Annotated in this window: 17 protein-coding genes; 11 read left to right on the top strand and 6 right to left on the bottom strand. The window is 59.8% G+C overall.

Going from position 1 to position 16,946, the window contains the following annotated elements; all coding sequences use genetic code 11:
* Positions 1–156 precede the first annotated feature (156 nt).
* The 3 genes from QRN60_RS11100 to QRN60_RS11090 are packed head-to-tail and all read left to right on the top strand — an operon-like array spanning position 157 to position 2,674.
* Entirely contained in the window at positions 157–786 is a 630-nt protein-coding gene (locus QRN60_RS11100; protein ID WP_060725159.1) for a DUF1285 domain-containing protein, read from the top strand.
* On the top strand, positions 783–1,421 hold the full coding sequence (locus QRN60_RS11095) for an NUDIX hydrolase (protein WP_004430201.1): 639 nt from the start codon (positions 783–785) through the stop codon (positions 1,419–1,421). The genes QRN60_RS11100 and QRN60_RS11095 overlap by 4 nt, the downstream gene beginning before the upstream one ends.
* Positions 1,418–2,674: a CCA tRNA nucleotidyltransferase gene (locus QRN60_RS11090; protein ID WP_107675834.1), complete on the top strand. Its 1,257-nt coding sequence runs from the start codon at positions 1,418–1,420 to the stop codon at positions 2,672–2,674. Before QRN60_RS11095 ends, QRN60_RS11090 begins: the two co-directional genes overlap by 4 nt.
* Before the next feature lie 26 nt (positions 2,675–2,700).
* Here QRN60_RS11090 and QRN60_RS11085 read toward each other — a convergent pair whose 3' ends face one another.
* The 3 genes from QRN60_RS11085 to hemF all read right to left on the bottom strand — a co-directional run bounded on the left by QRN60_RS11085 (position 2,701) and on the right by hemF (position 4,322).
* Positions 2,701–2,886 carry a DUF1059 domain-containing protein gene (locus QRN60_RS11085; RefSeq protein WP_003523091.1) on the bottom strand — a complete coding sequence of 62 codons (186 nt, stop codon included), beginning with the start codon at positions 2,884–2,886 and terminating at the stop codon, positions 2,701–2,703.
* Positions 2,887–3,018: 132 nt separating this feature from the next.
* Positions 3,019–3,288: a hypothetical protein gene (locus QRN60_RS11080; protein ID WP_020808688.1), complete on the bottom strand. Its 270-nt coding sequence runs from the start codon at positions 3,286–3,288 to the stop codon at positions 3,019–3,021.
* Between the two features lie 122 nt (positions 3,289–3,410).
* Positions 3,411–4,322 carry an oxygen-dependent coproporphyrinogen oxidase gene (gene hemF / locus QRN60_RS11075; protein WP_004430216.1) on the bottom strand — a complete coding sequence of 304 codons (912 nt, stop codon included), beginning with the start codon at positions 4,320–4,322 and terminating at the stop codon, positions 3,411–3,413.
* A gap of 130 nt (positions 4,323–4,452) precedes the next feature.
* Between hemF and QRN60_RS11070 the strand changes: the two genes are divergently transcribed.
* The gene (locus QRN60_RS11070; protein ID WP_004430221.1) at positions 4,453–4,728 is read left to right on the top strand and encodes a hypothetical protein; all 276 of its coding nucleotides are present in this window, start codon (positions 4,453–4,455) and stop codon (positions 4,726–4,728) included.
* A 1-nt stretch (position 4,729) separates the two neighbouring features.
* On the opposite strand, the gene QRN60_RS11065 is transcribed toward QRN60_RS11070, so the two are convergent.
* Together QRN60_RS11065 and QRN60_RS11060 are read right to left on the bottom strand one after the other, a co-directional pair.
* The gene (locus QRN60_RS11065; RefSeq protein WP_111792203.1) at positions 4,730–6,382 is read right to left on the bottom strand and encodes a Na/Pi cotransporter family protein; all 1,653 of its coding nucleotides are present in this window, start codon (positions 6,380–6,382) and stop codon (positions 4,730–4,732) included.
* A gap of 172 nt (positions 6,383–6,554) precedes the next feature.
* Positions 6,555–7,016 (bottom strand): tRNA (cytidine(34)-2'-O)-methyltransferase, encoded by a 462-nt coding sequence (locus QRN60_RS11060; RefSeq protein ID WP_020808686.1) that lies wholly within the window; start codon positions 7,014–7,016, stop codon positions 6,555–6,557.
* Positions 7,017–7,250: 234 nt separating this feature from the next.
* Here QRN60_RS11060 and QRN60_RS11055 point away from each other — a divergent pair, with 234 nt between their 5' ends.
* From QRN60_RS11055 to QRN60_RS11045, 3 genes are all read left to right on the top strand, one after another.
* Entirely contained in the window at positions 7,251–8,126 is an 876-nt protein-coding gene (locus QRN60_RS11055; RefSeq protein ID WP_128286785.1) for a phosphodiesterase, read from the top strand.
* Positions 8,127–8,505: 379 nt separating this feature from the next.
* Positions 8,506–10,356 (top strand): ABC transporter ATP-binding protein, encoded by a 1,851-nt coding sequence (locus QRN60_RS11050; protein WP_129564921.1) that lies wholly within the window; start codon positions 8,506–8,508, stop codon positions 10,354–10,356.
* Complete coding sequence (locus QRN60_RS11045) at positions 10,331–12,349, top strand: ABC transporter ATP-binding protein (RefSeq protein WP_373427966.1); 2,019 nt, start codon at positions 10,331–10,333, stop codon at positions 12,347–12,349. The genes QRN60_RS11050 and QRN60_RS11045 overlap by 26 nt, the downstream gene beginning before the upstream one ends.
* Before the next feature lie 9 nt (positions 12,350–12,358).
* Here the strand turns inward: QRN60_RS11045 and QRN60_RS11040 are convergent, their stop codons facing one another.
* Positions 12,359–13,291 carry an endonuclease/exonuclease/phosphatase family protein gene (locus tag QRN60_RS11040; RefSeq protein ID WP_111792204.1) on the bottom strand — a complete coding sequence of 311 codons (933 nt, stop codon included), beginning with the start codon at positions 13,289–13,291 and terminating at the stop codon, positions 12,359–12,361.
* 309 nt (positions 13,292–13,600) lie between these two features.
* Between QRN60_RS11040 and petA the strand changes: the two genes are divergently transcribed.
* The 4 genes from petA to QRN60_RS11020 all read left to right on the top strand — a co-directional run bounded on the left by petA (position 13,601) and on the right by QRN60_RS11020 (position 16,862).
* The gene (gene petA, locus QRN60_RS11035; RefSeq protein WP_035212667.1) at positions 13,601–14,179 is read left to right on the top strand and encodes a ubiquinol-cytochrome c reductase iron-sulfur subunit; all 579 of its coding nucleotides are present in this window, start codon (positions 13,601–13,603) and stop codon (positions 14,177–14,179) included.
* Positions 14,180–14,193: 14 nt separating this feature from the next.
* Positions 14,194–15,477: a cytochrome b gene (locus QRN60_RS11030; protein ID WP_004430245.1), complete on the top strand. Its 1,284-nt coding sequence runs from the start codon at positions 14,194–14,196 to the stop codon at positions 15,475–15,477.
* 22 nt (positions 15,478–15,499) lie between these two features.
* Entirely contained in the window at positions 15,500–16,387 is an 888-nt protein-coding gene (locus QRN60_RS11025; RefSeq protein ID WP_004430247.1) for a cytochrome c1, read from the top strand.
* Positions 16,388–16,469: 82 nt separating this feature from the next.
* Complete coding sequence (locus QRN60_RS11020; RefSeq protein ID WP_020809884.1) at positions 16,470–16,862, top strand: GFA family protein; 393 nt, start codon at positions 16,470–16,472, stop codon at positions 16,860–16,862.
* The last annotated feature ends 84 nt before the right edge of the window (positions 16,863–16,946 follow it).

Raw genomic sequence — 16,946 nt, 5'->3', positions numbered from 1 at the left:
CGCCGCTGTCACAGTCGCATCCCGGTTTTGCTGGCCGCTGGCCGGGACGGATTTTGCGCTGCATATAGCTTATTGCTCTCTTGGCCGCTGACAAGCGCCATTCGAATGACTATGTCGTGACTTAGTATTTCCTTATCGGCAAAGCGAGACTCGAATATGGCAGCGGAGACGATAAATTCGGCAGGTGATGCGGCGGGGCTGGCGGCGATGATTTCCCGCGCCGCCGAACAGACTGGCGATGCCAAACGCGGGCCGGCCCCGGTGGAACGCTGGAATCCGCCCTTTTGCGGCGATCTCGACATGGAAATCCGCGCCGACGGCACATGGTTCTACCTCGGCACGCCCATTGGTAGGGCGCCGCTGGTGCGGCTGTTTTCCACCGTTCTGCGCAAGGATGAGGACGGCAAAACCTATCTCGTAACTCCTGTGGAAAAAGTCGGCATCCGGGTCGTCGATGCGCCTTTCGTCGCCGTCGAAATGAAGGTGACCGCGGGTGAGAAGGATGGCGAGCCGCTGCTCACCTTCCGCACCAATGTCGGTGATGTGGTGGAGGCGGGGCCGGAGTATCCGCTGCGGTTTGAAATTTTCGGTGAGAACCGCGAATTGAAACCCTATCTTCTGGTGCGCGGCCGGCTGGAGGCACTGATCTCGCGGGCGGTGATGTATGATCTCGTTGCGCTCGGTGAAGTGATCGACGTTGATGGTATCGACATGTTCGCCGTACGCTCGGGCGGGGTCGTCTTTCCGGTGATGCCCGCCAATGAATTGGAACGGCTTTCGCAATGACTATGACGACAACGGGCCTCAAGGCTTTTACCGCTAGCGATTTCCGCCGCCGGGTGTTGCAGGAAGGCGAGGGCGTGGCCGAGCGCGAAAATGGCGACCATGTGCTCAATCCGGGCGTGGTTCTCTCTGGGAACGGCATCAGGCTGAAGGATGCCGCCGTGCTGGTGCCCGTTATCGATGACGGCAACGATGCGCGGGTGATCTTCACCCAGCGCACCTCCACTTTGCGCAAACATTCCGGCCAGATTTCCTTTCCGGGCGGCGGCATCGATGCCGAAGACCGCACGCCGGAGGAGGCGGCCCTGCGCGAAACGGAAGAGGAAATCGGCCTTTCCAGGTCTTTCGTGGAAACGGTGGGGCGCCTGCCGGACTATATTTCCGGGACGGGTTTTCGCATCAAGCCGGTGCTGTCGGTCGTCCGTCCCGGCTTTGACCTGACGCTTAATCCAACGGAAGTGGATGAGGTTTTCGAGGTGCCGCTATCCTTCCTGATGGACCCGGCCAATCACGGGCGCGGCAGCCGCATCTTTCAGGGGAAGGAGCGGTTTTTCTATGAAATGCCCTATGGCGAACGCTACATTTGGGGCATTACGGCGGGCATCGTCAGGACGATTTACGAGAGGTTTTATTCATGAGCAGCCTTGCCGGGCGGGACTGGTTCGAAAAACCGGCGCTGAAGCGCATCTTTGCGCTTCTGAATGCCGATGGCGGCGAGGTGCGGATCGTCGGCGGCGCGGTGCGCAATGCGCTGATGGACCTGCCGGTCGTCGATGTCGACCTGGCGACGACGCTCACCCCCGATGTGGTGGTGGCGCGGGCGAAGGCTGCGGGCATCAAGGCGGTTCCAACCGGCATCGAGCACGGCACGGTGACACTGGTGATCGATGGCGAAGGTTTCGAGGTAACGACGCTGCGTCGTGATGTCGAGACCAATGGGCGTCATGCACAGGTGGCTTTCGGCACCGACTGGCAGACCGACGCCGAGCGGCGCGATCTCACCATCAATGCTCTTTATGCCGATGAAAAGGGCGAGATCATCGATCTTATCGATGGGCTACCCGATATCGAAACCGGAACCGTGCGCTTCATCGGCGATGCGGCGATGCGGATTTCGGAAGATTACCTGCGGATTCTGCGCTTTTTCCGCTTTTTCGCCCACTACGGCTCCGGCCGTCCTGATGCCGATGGCTTGCGGGCCAGCGCGCGGGCCAAGGACAAGCTGGGCACCCTTTCGGCTGAGCGGGTATGGAGCGAGCTGAAAAAGCTGCTTTCCGCGCGCGATCCCTCCCGCGCTCTTTTATGGATGCGGCAATCGGGTGTGCTGACGGAAATTCTTCCCGAGACCGAGAAATGGGGTATCGACGCCATTCACGGGCTGGTGGCGACGGAACAGGCTCTTGGCTGGGCGGTGGACCCGATGCTGCGGCTTTCCGCCATCCTGCCGCCCGATAGGGACAGGCTGGTCGCCCTTGCCGCGCGCCTCCGGCTGTCAAAGGCCGAAGCTGCCTATCTTACCCATTGGGCTTCGGCACCGGCGGCTGACCCCGAACTGAAGGAGACGGCGCTTGACCGGCTGCTTTACCGTCAGGGTGTCGAAGGTGTGAAGACACGGCTGAAGCTTGCGCTTGCCGCCGCCCGTGCCGATGTTTCGGCTGGCGACACGGCCATGCAGAAGGTGGCGCGGCTTTCGACCCTGCTGGCGCGGGCGGAAAAATTCCACAGGCCCGGATTCCCCCTGAGCGGCGTGGATGTGATGGCGGCAGGCGTCGAGGCTGGCCCGAAGGTGGGCGAAGTGCTGAAAAGCCTTGAGGAAAAGTGGATCGACGTCAATTTCTCCCTTGACCGGGCAGCGCTGACCGCCCGGCTGAAGGATATGCTGGAGAATTGAAGTCGCAGCAACGAAGGCGTTGCGGCTTACGCCGCATTCGCTTCGTCGCGGATGCGGGATTTGATGTTCTCGATCATGTTTTCGCGGATGACGGTTTCGCCGTGGGCCGAGCGCATGTGCTCCACCGTGCGGCGGACGACTTCAGCGTCGTCATCTGCGCGCGTATGCCAGGCACAGCCGGGCACGAGCGTTCCGCATTCAAAAAGTCTCATGGTCTTGCCTCCCTGTTTCAGCGAAGGACAGCATTGAAGTGACATGCTGTCCTTCGGTCATGAAACGAAAGTTCGCCGCTTATGTTCCAGAGCGGCGTCCTTCAACCCTGTTCGGGCCCCTGTTCGGGCCCCCTATTCGGGCATTGCCCAGCACTGGAACACAGAGGATGTGCCAGCTGCCGGAATTTTTGTACGAGGCATTTCGTCATTGTCTGCCCGCCGTGCCGTTTTTTGTCCGGCAAGGGAGCGTTTCACCTGTTCGACATAAAAGGAATGGGGCAGTTCACGATCACCCGTGGCGCGCATTTCCGCTGCCAGGCGGTCGATCAGATCAGGGGTATCGATGGAATGCAGCGCTTCCTCGACGGAAGCAGAGATAGGCATGCTGTTCGAAGTAATCATGACGATAGCTCCTCCAGTACGTCTGCGGGAGGAGACTACCACTGCCTTGATTTTTCCATAAGTCCTAATTTGCGCTATTTGCGACAAAATGGCTGATGAGCGTCAAATTTGCGTGAGGTTTTTTAAGGCCAGCGCACCACCGGCGGCAGCGAGGACAGAATCGATTCAACGTTGCCGCCCGTCTTCAGGCCGAAGATCGTGCCGCGGTCATAAAGCAGGTTGAATTCCACATAGCGACCGCGGCGGATAAGCTGCTCGTCGCGGTCCTCTTCCGTCCAGTTCTGGTTGAAATTGGCGCGGACGATTTTCGGATAAACGAGATTGAAGGCGCGGCCGACATCCTGCACGAAGGTGAAATTGGCGTCCCAGCCGCCTTTTTCCTCATCAGGGTGCAGCCAGTCGAAAAAGATGCCGCCGGTGCCGCGTGGTTCATTGCGGTGCTTCAGGAAGAAATACTCGTCGCACCACGTTTTGTATCGCGGGTAATCGGCAACCGGATGGCGGTTGCAGGTGATTTCGAAGGCGCGATGGAAAAGCTGGGTGTCCGGGTCCTGTTCCGTCCGCCGACGACCGAGAACCGGCGTCAGGTCCGCGCCGCCGCCGAACCAGTGGCTGGTGGTGACGACCATGCGGGTATTCATATGTACCGCGGGCACATTGGGATTGACCGGATGGGCGATGAGCGAAAGGCCGGAGGCCCAGAAGCGCGGGTCTTCTTCCGCACCCGGTATCTGCTTGCGGAACTCGGGCGAAAACTCGCCATGGACGGTGGAGGTGTGCACGCCGACCTTCTCGAAGACGCGGCCTTCCATCATCGACATCTTGCCGCCGCCGCCTTCGCCATTGTCGCGCAGCCAGTCTTTCTGCACGAAACGGCCGGGCTCCTGATCGGAAAGAGGGCCGGTAAGATCGTTTTCCAGGGTTTCGAAGGAGGCGACGATGGTGTCGCGCAGATGCTGGAACCAGGCTTCGGCTGTGGCCTTCTTGTCTTCGATGTCCTCGGGCAAGCCCTTCGGCAAGATTGGCCGTTCCATATCTTCTTTCTCCTGCGGTGAAGTCTGTTCCCGCCGCCTCTAGCAGGTGTTTGCGCCGCGCACAAATACGACTCGCCAAGGCGGCGCGCCGACACTATCTTTATCGATGTAGGTGCCAGAGGTGAATATCATGACGAAATTTGCCGGACCGCCGCCCCTTGATGGGCTGAAGCGCAGGATCGCCAATCATCGCAAGGAACGCGAAAGCGCCGGCGGTGAACAAAAGCGTGACGGCATGTTCGTGCGCCAGACCTTCTGTCTCGGCCGCGAGGAAGCCCGCGCCAAGGCGCGCGAATGGTTCGACAGCTTTCCCAAAGCGGCCTATTGGACGGAAGTGGAAAGCTGGCGGCAGCTTGAAGGCGACCGCATCGAATTCACCATGCGGCGGCTTCCCTCGGCCGATTGAGTTAGGCGCGGGGTTCGGCGTAACGCAGGCGGCTTTCGATCAGCACACCGCTTTCATCCAGAATGGGATGGGCCACCGAAACGATATGGGCGTTGATCCGTTTCAGGTCGCGCAGCATGTCGAGATGCAGCGAGCTGGTCTGCATGCTTTCCGTCAGTCCGTCGCGCAGCCGCTCCAGATGCCGGTTGGAGGACTGTTTTTCGAGGCGGCGTATATCCACCTTGCTTTCCATCAGCCGGCGGGCGAGATCGAAATCGCCGGTCACCAGAATGCTCTGGGCGGCGCGCAGGTTCTCGATGGTCATGTCGAACAGGGTTTTCAGCTCCTCATAACCGTCATCGGAAAATTTGAAGCTGTTCAGCACCTTCTTGCGAATCTGCTCGCAGATGCCCTTTTCGATGATATCGCCGATATGTTCGAGATTGATCGCGTAGTCGATGATGGCGATAGAACGGCGGGCTTCCTCGTCGGAAAGCCCCTTGCGCCCCAGTTGCGACAGATAGACTTTCACCTCCTGCTGGCGGCGGTCGACCTTCTTTTCGAGCAGGGAGACTTCCTGAAGCGGTGCCAGATCATTGTGCTTGAAGGCGTTTTCGGCGCGGATCAGCATCCGCTCGATGCTGTCGCCGACGCTCAGGACCTCACGGGTAGCATTGGCAAGCGCGACAACCGGCATATCCAGCGCTTGCTGGTCGAGGAAATTCGGGCCGTCTTCAGCCTTGGGATCGCCCGGCACCAGTTTCGCCATCAGGTCGGATATCAGGCCGGAGAAGGGCCAGGCCAGCGCCGCCAGAATGACGTTGAAGATGAGGTGGGCATCGACAGGCAATTTTGCGGGCGAAAGCGGTAATTGCTGCAGGAGTTCCGCCCCATAGGAGGCGAGCGGCATGGCAATGAGGCAGCCGATGGTGCGCACAACAAGATTGCCGATGGTGATGCGCCGCGCCGAGGCGGGGCCGGAAAGCGTGGCGATAACAGGCGGAATGGCGCCGCCGAGATTGGCGCCCAGAATGAGAACGATGATGAGGCCGGTGGAAAGCGTGCCGGTGGCGGCCAGCGACAGGATGAGCACCACGACCGCGAGGCTGGAAGAGGAGACGAAGGCGAGCACGGCCGAGAAGATCAGCGCGACGGGCCATGCTCCATCAAGGAGCCCGATAAAGACGCCGAGCGCCGGCGAGGCCCGCATCGGCTCGGTCGCGCCGCTCAGAAGATGCAGCGACAGAAGCATCAGGCCGATGCCGATCAGCGCTGTCCCGCCGCCCTGTCTGGCGTTGGAACTGCCCTTTTTCAGTACGATGCCGGCAAGGATCAGCAGCGGCGACAGCCATTCCACCCCGGCCGCCACGATCCATGCGGTAACGGCGGTGCCGACATTGGCGCCGAGCAGCACCACCTGCGCCATGCGCGGCTTGATGAGGTCACGCTCGGCAAAGGAGGCGACGGTGAGCGCGGTTGCCGTCGAGCTTTGCAGCGCTACCGTCGCAAAAAATCCGGAAAAGAAGGAACGTGGACCGTTCTGGGTGCCGGTGGCCAGCACGCTTCGGAGTTTCATGCCGAAAGCGCGGGTAACGCCGTCCTTGACCTGGGACAGACCGAACAGCAGCAGTGCGACTGCGCCGAGAAGGTTGACGATGACAATGGTGGATTGCATGCGACGTCTCCTCACACCCGCCGGGGCATGGTTCCGGCGAGGGCGATTTTTATTGTCCGGCTAAAGAGTATAGGAGCCTCAACGCCCACGGTACAGGCCGGGTTGCGACAGTTTTGAAGGAAAAACGGTCAAATTTTGTATTTGCCCGAAAAATTGGCGTTAAAAATGGCGCTTACGCCCATGCCGTCTGGCGCAAAGCCTCGCCGGTGATCATCGCCGCCGACATGGCGACGTTGATGGAGCGCTGGCCCTCGACCATGGGGATGATGATTCGCTCATCGGCCTTTTCATGCACATGGTCCGGTACACCTGCACTTTCGCGACCGAAAAGCAGGATATCATCCGTGCGGTAAGTGATGTCAGTATAGGGCAGGGCGGCCTTGGTGGAGGCGAGAACGAGCCGGCGGCCGGTGGTTGCCCGCCATTGCTCGAAACGGTCCCAGCTGACATGGCGCGTGAGCGCCGCCGCTGCAATATAATCCATGCCCGCCCGTTTCAGATTGCGGTCGGAAATATCGAAACCGGCCGGCTCGATGATGTCCACGCCGAGGCCTAGACACGCGGCCAGCCGCAGGATGGTGCCGGTATTGCCGGGAATATCGGGCTGGTAAAGGGCAATCCTGATGTCGGGCATGGACTTCTCACTGCGGTTGGAGCGTCCGTCCGATTATCACGGGCGCGGGGCGAGCGACAGGTGCGTTGGGAAAAGTCCCTCCCAGGCGTTGTTCCCGAGCGGATATTCATTCGCGTGACACACAGCGCAGCTACCCATTCACCAACACATTGTCAGGTCTGTCCGGACGATCATGAATGGTCGGGACAGGCCATTTCGAGTCGGATTTTCTGCACGCGACAACAGGAGGATTCCATGTCCGAACGGGTGAATTTCGTCCATCTGACCGATCTGCATATTGGCAATCCGCAGGTGCAGGATGATGATCTTTATTCCGAGACCTCGGCCACGCTTTCCGCGACGCTCGCGCAGATCAAGGCGCTGGTGCCGGCACCCGAATTCATCGTCGTCAGCGGTGATTTGACCAATAGAGGCGATGCCGGCAGCTATGAAGAACTCAAGCGCCTGATGGCGCAAGCCGAACTGGATGTGCCGGTGCTCTTCGCGCTCGGCAATCATGACCGCCGTGATGGGTTTTATCCGGTCATGCTCGGCCGCCACGAAAATCTGGATGAACCTTACGATCATGCGGAAGTCATTGCCGGCATCCACATCATCGTCATGGACACCAGCGTTCCCGGCAAGGTCGGCGGGGCTTTCGAGCCCGGGCAGATCGAATGGCTTGAGGATGAACTCGAAAACCACCCCGAACTGCCGAAGCTGCTGGTGATGCACCATGCGCCGGCGCTTGATTTTGACCGTCCCGATGCGGAGTGGAAATCCCTCTCCTTTGACGATACCGAGATTCTGGACGAGCTGCTGTTCGAGCATGATGTCGTCGGTATTCTGGCGGGCCACATCCATTACGACCGCATGTCGCACTGGCAGGGCATTCCCGTCGTGGTCGGCATCGGCCAGCATTTCGCCACTGACCCGCTGTGGCTGCATGAGGGCGTGCGCATGTTGTCCGGCGCCTCTTTCGCCATTGGCACGATAAGGGATACGGGCCTCACCGTGACTTTTGCGCCCCAGCCCAGCGATCGCCGGGAATTGAAGCGTCATACGCAGGCCGGAATGGCCGAGCTGATTGCCGACTATGAAAGCGGCGAAGCGCAGGACGCAGCCGAATAAGGCGACGTCGGCATCGTTTAACGGGCGGAGACCCTGCGGGTCATCTCCGCCCGCTCGCCGTATTGGACGCCTTGCGTGTTTTCTCGCGTATTCGGTGTCTTTCCGGCTGGTCATTGCTTAATTTTTGCGCTACAAGGCCATGTCTTCAACACCAGCCAAGGGAGGTTCTCATGCCAAATGACATTCGTATTCGCCTCCCGGCCCCAGTAGTTCCGCTGCTGGCCTAGGTGTTACTCTGCGGCCCGGCCGCGTTTCCCATATTTCGACTCACCATGTGGCTGTTGCGGCCATGTTCAAAGACTTTTCCGTTCCGTCGTGAGCCATATTTGTGTCCGCTCACCATGTCACGATGGAGCGATTGATTGCCGGAGCTTGGCCTATGTTTGGCTGGTTTGAAAAACGCCTCGATCCCTTTCCCGCTTCGGCGCCCTCCGTGGCGCCAAAGAAGCTTTTGCCGTTCCTGTGGCACTATGTGAAGCCCGCATGGCCATGGCTGCTGCTGCTTGGCCTGATGTCCATGGGCATCGCCATTGCCGAAGCCATGCTCTATAAATTCCTCGGCAATATCGTCGACTGGCTTTCCACGGCCAATCGCGAGACGTTTTTTGCCGACGAGGGGTGGCATCTGATCGTCATGGCCGGGCTGGTGCTCTTCCTCCTGCCGCTGATGGGCGCGATCCACACCATGACGATGCACCAGACGCTTGCCGGCAATTTCGGCATGATCGCGCGCTGGAAGATGCATCGTTTCCTGCTGCGCCACTCCATGAACTTCTTCGCCAACGAGTTTGCCGGCCGGGTTTCGACCAAGGTGATGCAGACGGCGCTGGCGATCCGCGAAGTGGCGCTGAAGGTGATCGACGTGTTCGTCTACGCGATCAGCTTTGTCGTTTCGATGCTGTTCATGGTTGCAGCGGCGGACTGGCGGCTGGTCATTCCGCTGCTGGTCTGGCTCGGCATCTATATGGGAATTCTTGCTTATTTCGTGCCGAAACTCGGCCGGCTGGCGCAGGAACAGGCCGATGCGCGCTCGATGATGACGGGACGGATCGTCGACAGCTACACCAACATCTCGACGATCAAGCTGTTTTCCCATGCGGGCCGCGAGGAAAGATATGCGCGTGAGGGCATGAACGTGTTTCTTGGAACCGTTCACCGCCAGATGCGCAAGATTTCCGGCTTCAACATCCTGATCGACCTCAACAATGCGGTCGTGCTGTTTTCCACTGCAACGCTCGGTCTTTATTTCTGGATGCAGGGTTCGGTCACGGCCGGTTCGGTCGCCATCGCCATCAGCCTTGCCATGCGCGTCAACGGCATGTCGCAATGGATCATGTGGGAAGTCACCTCGCTGTTCGAAAATATCGGCACGGTCTATGACGGCATGTCGATGATGACGAAGCCGCACGATATCGTAGATGTTCCCAAGGCGTCTGAGCTTGCCGCCCCGCAGGGCGCCATCCGTTACGACAACGTCCGCTTCCACTACGGCAAGAACAAGGGCGTGATCGACGGGCTGACGCTCGATATCAAGCCGGGCGAGAAGGTCGGTCTGGTCGGGCGCTCGGGTGCGGGCAAGACGACGCTGATGAACCTGCTTCTGCGCTTCTACGATCTGGAAGGCGGCAGGATCACCATCGACGGCCAGGACATCTCGAAGGTGTCGCAGGACAGCCTGCGCGAGCTGATCGGGGTGGTGACGCAGGATACCTCGCTGCTGCACCGCTCGATCCGCGACAACATCGCCTACGGCCACCCCGAGGCCACCGACGAACAGGTGATTGCGGCGGCGAAGCGGGCAAATGCCTGGGACTTCATCGAGACGCTTGTCGACATGCACGGTCGTCAGGGCCTCGATGCCCAGGTGGGTGAACGTGGTGTCAAGCTCTCCGGCGGTCAGCGCCAGCGTATCGCGATCGCCCGCGTCTTCCTCAAGAATGCCCCGATCCTGGTGCTGGACGAGGCGACATCGGCGCTCGACTCCGAAGTCGAGGCGGCGATCCAGGAGAACCTGTTCTCGCTGATGGAAGGCAAGACGGTGATTGCGATCGCCCACCGCCTTTCGACGCTGACCGAGATGGACCGGCTCATCATTCTCGACAAGGGCCGGATCGTGGAAGCGGGCAGCCATGCGGAACTGGCGGCAATGGGCGGCATTTATGCCGACCTGTGGCGGCGCCAGTCCGGCGGCTTCATCGCCGACCATGAGGCGGAAGTGGCCGCTGAGTGAGGAAAAGCGAAAGGGCGGGGAACATTCCCCGCTCTTTTTCATTTGGGCAATGTTACCGAAATATAATCTCTTCCCGCAGCCTCCGCGGCTGTTCCCGCTCCGGGAATCCGCCTATATCCGCATCATGGTTATTACCCGCATCTTCGAGTTTTTCGAGAACTGGATAAAGCCCTTCGCCCGCAAGGACGATTTGCGGCCGCCTGAAAGCACGTTCGCCTTCATCTGGTTCTATATCTCGCAGGCCAAGGCGCCCTTTTTCGCCATGCTGGTGCTGGGCGGGCTGACGGCGGCCATCGAGGCGGCGCTTTTCTGGTTCGTCGGACGTCTCGTCGATATTCTCGCCACCGTGAAGCCGGAAGAGGGTTGGGCAGGGCTGCTTGCGGCCCATGGCGGCGAACTGGTCGGCATGCTGGTACTGATCGGCATCGTGCGTTTTATCGTCACCATGGTGACGGCTTTGGTGGACCAGCAGATCATCACGCCCGGCTTTTACAATCTGGTGCGCTGGCAATCCTATATGCACGTGGCGCGGCAATCGCTGACCTTCTTCCAGAATGATTTTTCAGGCCGCATCGTCACCAAGGTCTGGTCGGGCGGGCAGGCGGCGGGCGATCTCGTCACTTCGCTGATGGAAAGCGTCTGGTTCGTCGGCATTTATTCGGTCTCCATGCTGTTCCTGATTGGTGGGCTGGACTGGCGGCTTGCGGTCGTCGTCCTCGTCTGGGTGGCGATCTTCTCGCTGCTGGCGCGTTATTTCGTGCCACGCATCCGCTACCATTCCAAAGAAACGGCGGAAGCCGCCTCCATGCTTTCCGGCCGCATGGTGGATGCCTATAGCAATATCCAGACGCTCCGGCTGTTCGGGCGTGATGATGCCAATGACCGCTACATGCGGCAGGGCTTCGATATTTTCCAGCATGCGACCATGACGTTCACGCGCTTCATCACCGGCGTGCGCGCTTCCATGGCGCTGCTGTCTGGCGTGATGATCACTTCCATGGCGGCGCTCTGTATCGATCTGTGGCTTTCCGGCAGGATCAGTTCGGGTGCGGTCGCCTTCACGCTGGCGCTGGTGCTGCGCCTCAACTTCCTGCTCGGACGGTTGATGACGCAGTTCAACGGCATCATGCGCAATTTCGGCACGGTGCAGAATGCCGCCGAGCTGATTTCGCAGCCGATTGGTCTCGTCGATAGGCCTGACGCGAAGGCGCTGGAGGTCAAGAAGCCGAGCATCCGCTTCGAAAATGTCAGCTTCCATTACGGGCGGGCGAATGGCGTAATCGACCATCTTAATCTCGATATCAGGGCGGGTGAAAAGGTGGGCATCGTCGGGCGCTCCGGCGCTGGAAAATCCACCCTCGTCAATCTCATCCTGCGTTTCTACGATGTCGAAAAAGGCCGTATCCTGATCGACGGTCAGGATATCGCCGGGGTGACACAGGAATCGCTGCGCGCCCATATCGGCATGGTCACGCAGGATACGTCGCTGCTGCACCGTTCTATCAGAGACAACATCATGTTCGGCCGTACCGACGCCACCGAAGCGCAGTTGCAGGAGGCGACGCGCCGCGCCAAGGCGGACGACTTCATCGCAAGGCTCGAGGATCAACGTGGGCGCAAAGGGTTCGACGCGCATGTGGGCGAACGCGGCGTGAAACTTTCCGGCGGCCAGCGCCAGCGCATCGCCATTGCCCGCGTGATGCTGAAGGACGCGCCGATCCTCGTGCTCGATGAGGCGACGTCGGCCCTCGATTCGGAGGTGGAAGCGGCGATCCAGAGCAATCTGGATGAGCTGATGCAGGGCAAGACGGTTCTGGCCATCGCCCACCGCCTGTCGACCATTGCTGCTCTCGACCGACTGATCGTGATGGATCAGGGGCGCATCGTGGAACAGGGCAGCCATTCCGATCTGGTCACGCAGGGCGGTCTTTATTCGGAACTCTGGGCGCGGCAGTCGGGTGGTTTTCTCGCTGCGGACGAGGCGGCGCAGTAAGGCCTTCGACTATTTCCCGATCATGAAATCCGCCATCAGGCCATAATGATTGGAACCGAGGCTATCGGGCAGGCGGGTGATTTTCATGAGCGTTGCCGGTTCGCGGGCGAAGATGTGGTCGATGGCGATCCCGAAGCGACCCGCCTCCGTCGGCCATGTGGCGGGTTCGAAGGTGGCTTTCTTCAGGTCGTTGGCGGCGAGAAAGGCGCGCATATCGGGCGCTATGCTGGACGAGTTGAAATCTCCGGCGAGAATGAGCGGGCCGGTGACGCGAAAGAGGATTTCGCTGACTTCATCCAGTTCATCGCGATGATAATCGTCGAAATAGGGCTTGGTGATGTGGCCTGCGGCGAGCGTCAGTTCCGTGCCGTCGAGGTCGATATGGGCGATGGCAAACCGGTCGCGACGCAGATCGCTGAGACTGTGGAAACGGCCTTCCTGCAATGGTCTTTTTGACAGGATGACCAGATCGCATCCGGATGTGCCTGTGTAACAGCCCAGCCTGTGCGGGTAGGTTTGCTGCAGACGGGGCAGAACCGATTGCAATGCCGCCGCCTCGAAGAGATAGACGGCATCCGCGCCCGATTCGAGAATTTTGTTGGCAATCGCATCCGCATTGGCGGCATTGTCCATCAAGACGTTGAAGGATAGCAGCCGAAACGGCTTTGCATCAGGCGCAGCGGTGGCGGATGTGGAAAATTCCATCAGCATCGCCACGGCATGGATGGCGAGTGCCAGCGACCAGACCACAAGCAGAGCCGAAACCGCATCGCGCGTCAGCCAGAAGACGAGGCATGACAGCAGGATACAGGCGAGTGCGATGTGAAGCTGGAAGCTGGTGACGAAGGCGAGAAGCCAGAAATCGGTGACGTAGCGCAGGCTGGCGATAAACAGAACGGCAGCCACTGCCGTGGAGACCATGCAAGAGAGCTTCGCCGTCATCCGAATCCCTGCTTTCCGAGCTCTCCCTTGAAGTCTCCTAACATGGGGCATGGATGCGCACAATGTTGCCCGCCTGCCAAGGGCGGCGAAAAAATGCGAGCCAAATCGGCCCCCTCCGGCAGAATTACGGCAGCTTTGTGTGCTTTGCTCTTGCCAAGTCGGTCAATATTTTGCGATCAAACAGAGTGACGCGGTTTCTTAATGCCGCAGTTGTGTCCAGGACGATGGGACGGAGTTTGTCCTGGATCAAATCATAGCGGGAGGACTCATGCGATTTACGGCAAAAACAGCGCAGAGGATGGTGTAGCGGTGAGCGAGCACGTAACCAATCACGACGCTTCGGGTGAACCGACCCGTCGCGATTTTCTTTACCTAGTGACGGGAATGGCGGGCGCCGTCGGTGCCGCCGCAGTTGCATGGCCTTTTATTGACCAGATGCGTCCCGATGCATCGACGCTGGCGCTCGCCTCCATCGAGGTGGATGTCACGGCGGTCGAGCCGGGCATGTCGCTCACCGTCAAGTGGCGCGGCAAGCCGATTTTCATCCGCAACCGCACGGAAAAGGAAATCGAGGAAGCCAAGGCCGTCGCTCTCGGCGATCTGAAGGATCCCGTGGCGCGCAATGCCAATGTTGCCCCCGATGCGCAGGCGACGGATATCGACCGTTCCGCCGGCGAGGGTAAGGAAAACTGGATCGTCATGATCGGTTCCTGCACCCATCTCGGTTGCGTTCCGCTCGGCCAGGCCGGCGATTTCGGCGGGTGGTTCTGTCCCTGCCATGGCTCGCACTACGATACGGCGGGCCGCATACGTAAGGGTCCGGCGCCGGAAAACCTCGCCATCCCGACATTTGCATTCACATCCGATACCGTGATCAAGATCGGATAAGGGGACAGTTATTCATGAGTGGTCATTCCAGTTATCAGCCGTCCACCGGCATCGAAAGGTGGATCGATTCGCGGCTTCCCTTGCCGCGCTTGATCTATGACAGCTTCGTTGCCTATCCTGTCCCGCGTAACCTGAACTACGCCTACACCTTCGGCGCGATGCTTTCCGTGATGCTGATCGTTCAGATCCTCACCGGTGTCGTGCTGGCCATGCATTATGCGGCCGAAACGACGGTTGCCTTCAATTCCGTCGAAAAGATCATGCGTGACGTCAACCACGGCTGGCTGCTGCGCTACATGCATGCCAATGGCGCGTCGTTCTTCTTCATCGCAGTTTACCTGCACATTGCCCGCGGCCTTTATTACGGCTCCTACAAGGCGCCGCGCGAAATCCTCTGGATTCTCGGCTGTGTGATCTATCTCCTGATGATGGCGACGGGCTTCATGGGCTACGTTCTGCCCTGGGGCCAGATGTCCTTCTGGGGCGCGACCGTCATCACCGGCTTCTTCACGGCTTTCCCGCTCGTGGGTGAATGGATCCAGCAGTTCCTGCTCGGCGGCTTTGCCGTGGATAATCCGACGCTGAACCGCTTCTTCGCGCTGCATTACCTACTGCCCTTCATGATCGCGGGTGTCGTCGTCCTGCACATCTGGGCGCTGCATGTGACCGGCCAGACCAACCCGACCGGTGTGGAGGTGAAGAGCAAGACCGACACGGTTCCCTTCACGCCCTATGCGACGCTCAAGGATGCGCTCGGCGTTTCGGTGTTCCTCATCGCTTATGCGTGGTTCATCTTCTATATGCCGAACTTCCTCGGCCACCCTGATAACTACATCATGGCGGACCCGCTGAAGACGCCGGCGCATATCGTGCCGGAATGGTATTATCTGCCGTTCTACGCCATGCTGCGCGCCATCACCTTCAACATCTGGATCATCGATTCCAAGCTCGGCGGCGTTCTCGTCATGTTCGGCGCGATCATCGTGCTGTTCTTCCTGCCCTGGCTCGATACGTCGAAGGTTCGTTCCGCCGTCTATCGTCCCTGGTACAAGATGTTCTTCTGGCTGTTCGTGGTGAATGCCATCATGCTCGGCTGGCTGGGCTCGCGCCCGGCGGAAGGCATCTACGTCATCATGTCGCAGATCGGCACGCTTTATTACTTCGGTTTCTTCCTCGTCATCATGCCGATCCTCGGTCTGGTCGAAACGCCGCGGCGTATTCCGAATTCGATTACCGAGGCCGTTCTTGCAAAGAACGCCGCCAAGACGGGTGCCGCGCCTGCGGCCACAGAAGTCTGAGCGCGAAGGAAGGATGACGACAATGAAGAAGCTTGTAACAAGCATCGCGCTTTTCGCCGCCATCGGCTGTTCCGTCACCGTCGCCTCGGCGGCGGAGGAGAGCCATGATCTCGCCACCAAGACGGAACATGCGATTGCCGGGGGCCACTTCCCGGTGATCAAGCCCGAAGAGCAGAGCTGGTCCTTTGCCGGACCCTTCGGCAAATATGACAAGGGCCAGCTGCAGCGCGGCCTGAAGGTCTATAAGGAAGTCTGCTCCGCCTGCCATTCCATGAGCCTCGTTTCCTTCCGCACGCTGGGGGATCTCGGTTATTCGGACGAGCAGGTGAAGGCTTTCGCCGCGGAATATGAAGTCCAGGACGGGCCGAACGCCGACGGCGAAATGTATAATCGCAAGGCCGTGCCATCAGATCATTTCCCTTCGCCTTTCCCGAACCATGAGGCGGCCGCTGCCGCCAATGGTGGCGCTGCGCCGCCCGACATGTCGCTGCTCGCCAAGGCGCGCGGGGTGGAGCGCGGCTTCCCGCAATTCGTCATCGACATGATCCCGATCATCGGTGGTTATCAGGAAGGCGGCCCGGACTATATCCACGCGCTGCTGACCGGATATCAGGACCCGCCGGCCGGTGTTGAAGTGTCGGAAGGCACGCATTTCAACCCGTATTTCGTCAGCGCGGCGTCGCTGAAGATGGCGCCACCGATCAGTGCCGATCAGGTGACCTATGACGATGGCGCGCCGCAGACCGTGGACCAATATTCCAAGGATGTCTCCGCCTTCCTGATGTGGGCCGCAGAGCCGCATCTGGAACAGCGCAAGCGCACCGGTTTCATGGTCATGGTGTTCCTGTTCATCTTCACGGCGCTGATCTATCTCACCAAGAAATCGGTCTACGCCAACAAGGAACATTGATCGGCATTCAGATGCCTGCCAATCATCGGCCCCTGCGGTCTTCCGCGGGGGCCTTTTCATGTGTTCAGGGGAGATGGTGGAAATGACGAAAATTCGCAGCGGCGGTTGCCTGTGTGGCTCCATCCGTTTTGAAGTCACGGGCGAGCCCGGCAATCCGCACACCTGCTCCTGCGATATCTGCCAGCGGCATTCCGGCGCCCCCAGCCTTGCCTGGGTGGAGTTCGAGAGGGATGCGGTGACATGGACGGGAGAGGGCGGCGCGCCCTCGACTTTCCGATCCTCCGATTATTCCAGCCGGGCTTTCTGCCCGGTCTGCGGCAGCACGCTCGGCGCCATTGATGACGCACCGACCGTCGCGCTGGTCTCGGGAAGCTTCGATGACAGAGATGATGAGGCGTTGCGGCCCCTGTCGCATTCCTTCGAGGATGTCTGCCCGGCCTGGGCGCGGATCAAGGGAATGTCACCGGCGGAGTGAGCGCCGGTCCTTTTTAGTTGGTCCGCAGCCGTCAAGTTGATAGGGTAATCCGAACCTTCTGATCCACTTCCCTTGTCTTAACTG

Source organism: Agrobacterium sp. CFBP2214 (assembly GCF_030209895.1).
GTDB lineage: Bacteria > Pseudomonadota > Alphaproteobacteria > Rhizobiales > Rhizobiaceae > Agrobacterium > Agrobacterium radiobacter.
Note: the sequence above shows the minus strand (reverse complement) of the source record. Positions and strands in the feature narration are given on the sequence as shown.

Excerpts from the sequence above, each read along its gene's own strand:
- QRN60_RS11100 (WP_060725159.1), top strand. The coding sequence starts at position 157 with ATGGCAGCGGAGACGATAAATTCGGCAGGTGATGCGGCGGGGCTGGCG.
- QRN60_RS11095 (WP_004430201.1), top strand. The coding sequence starts at position 783 with ATGACTATGACGACAACGGGCCTCAAGGCTTTTACCGCTAGCGATTTC.
- QRN60_RS11090 (WP_107675834.1), top strand. The coding sequence starts at position 1,418 with ATGAGCAGCCTTGCCGGGCGGGACTGGTTCGAAAAACCGGCGCTGAAG.
- QRN60_RS11085 (WP_003523091.1), bottom strand. The coding sequence starts at position 2,886 with ATGAGACTTTTTGAATGCGGAACGCTCGTGCCCGGCTGTGCCTGGCAT.
- QRN60_RS11080 (WP_020808688.1), bottom strand. The coding sequence starts at position 3,288 with ATGATTACTTCGAACAGCATGCCTATCTCTGCTTCCGTCGAGGAAGCG.
- hemF (WP_004430216.1), bottom strand. The coding sequence starts at position 4,322 with ATGGAACGGCCAATCTTGCCGAAGGGCTTGCCCGAGGACATCGAAGAC.
- QRN60_RS11070 (WP_004430221.1), top strand. The coding sequence starts at position 4,453 with ATGACGAAATTTGCCGGACCGCCGCCCCTTGATGGGCTGAAGCGCAGG.
- QRN60_RS11065 (WP_111792203.1), bottom strand. The coding sequence starts at position 6,382 with ATGCAATCCACCATTGTCATCGTCAACCTTCTCGGCGCAGTCGCACTG.
- QRN60_RS11060 (WP_020808686.1), bottom strand. The coding sequence starts at position 7,016 with ATGCCCGACATCAGGATTGCCCTTTACCAGCCCGATATTCCCGGCAAT.
- QRN60_RS11055 (WP_128286785.1), top strand. The coding sequence starts at position 7,251 with ATGTCCGAACGGGTGAATTTCGTCCATCTGACCGATCTGCATATTGGC.
- QRN60_RS11050 (WP_129564921.1), top strand. The coding sequence starts at position 8,506 with ATGTTTGGCTGGTTTGAAAAACGCCTCGATCCCTTTCCCGCTTCGGCG.
- QRN60_RS11045 (WP_373427966.1), top strand. The coding sequence starts at position 10,331 with ATGAGGCGGAAGTGGCCGCTGAGTGAGGAAAAGCGAAAGGGCGGGGAA.
- QRN60_RS11040 (WP_111792204.1), bottom strand. The coding sequence starts at position 13,291 with ATGACGGCGAAGCTCTCTTGCATGGTCTCCACGGCAGTGGCTGCCGTT.
- QRN60_RS11030 (WP_004430245.1), top strand. The coding sequence starts at position 14,194 with ATGAGTGGTCATTCCAGTTATCAGCCGTCCACCGGCATCGAAAGGTGG.
- QRN60_RS11025 (WP_004430247.1), top strand. The coding sequence starts at position 15,500 with ATGAAGAAGCTTGTAACAAGCATCGCGCTTTTCGCCGCCATCGGCTGT.
- QRN60_RS11020 (WP_020809884.1), top strand. The coding sequence starts at position 16,470 with ATGACGAAAATTCGCAGCGGCGGTTGCCTGTGTGGCTCCATCCGTTTT.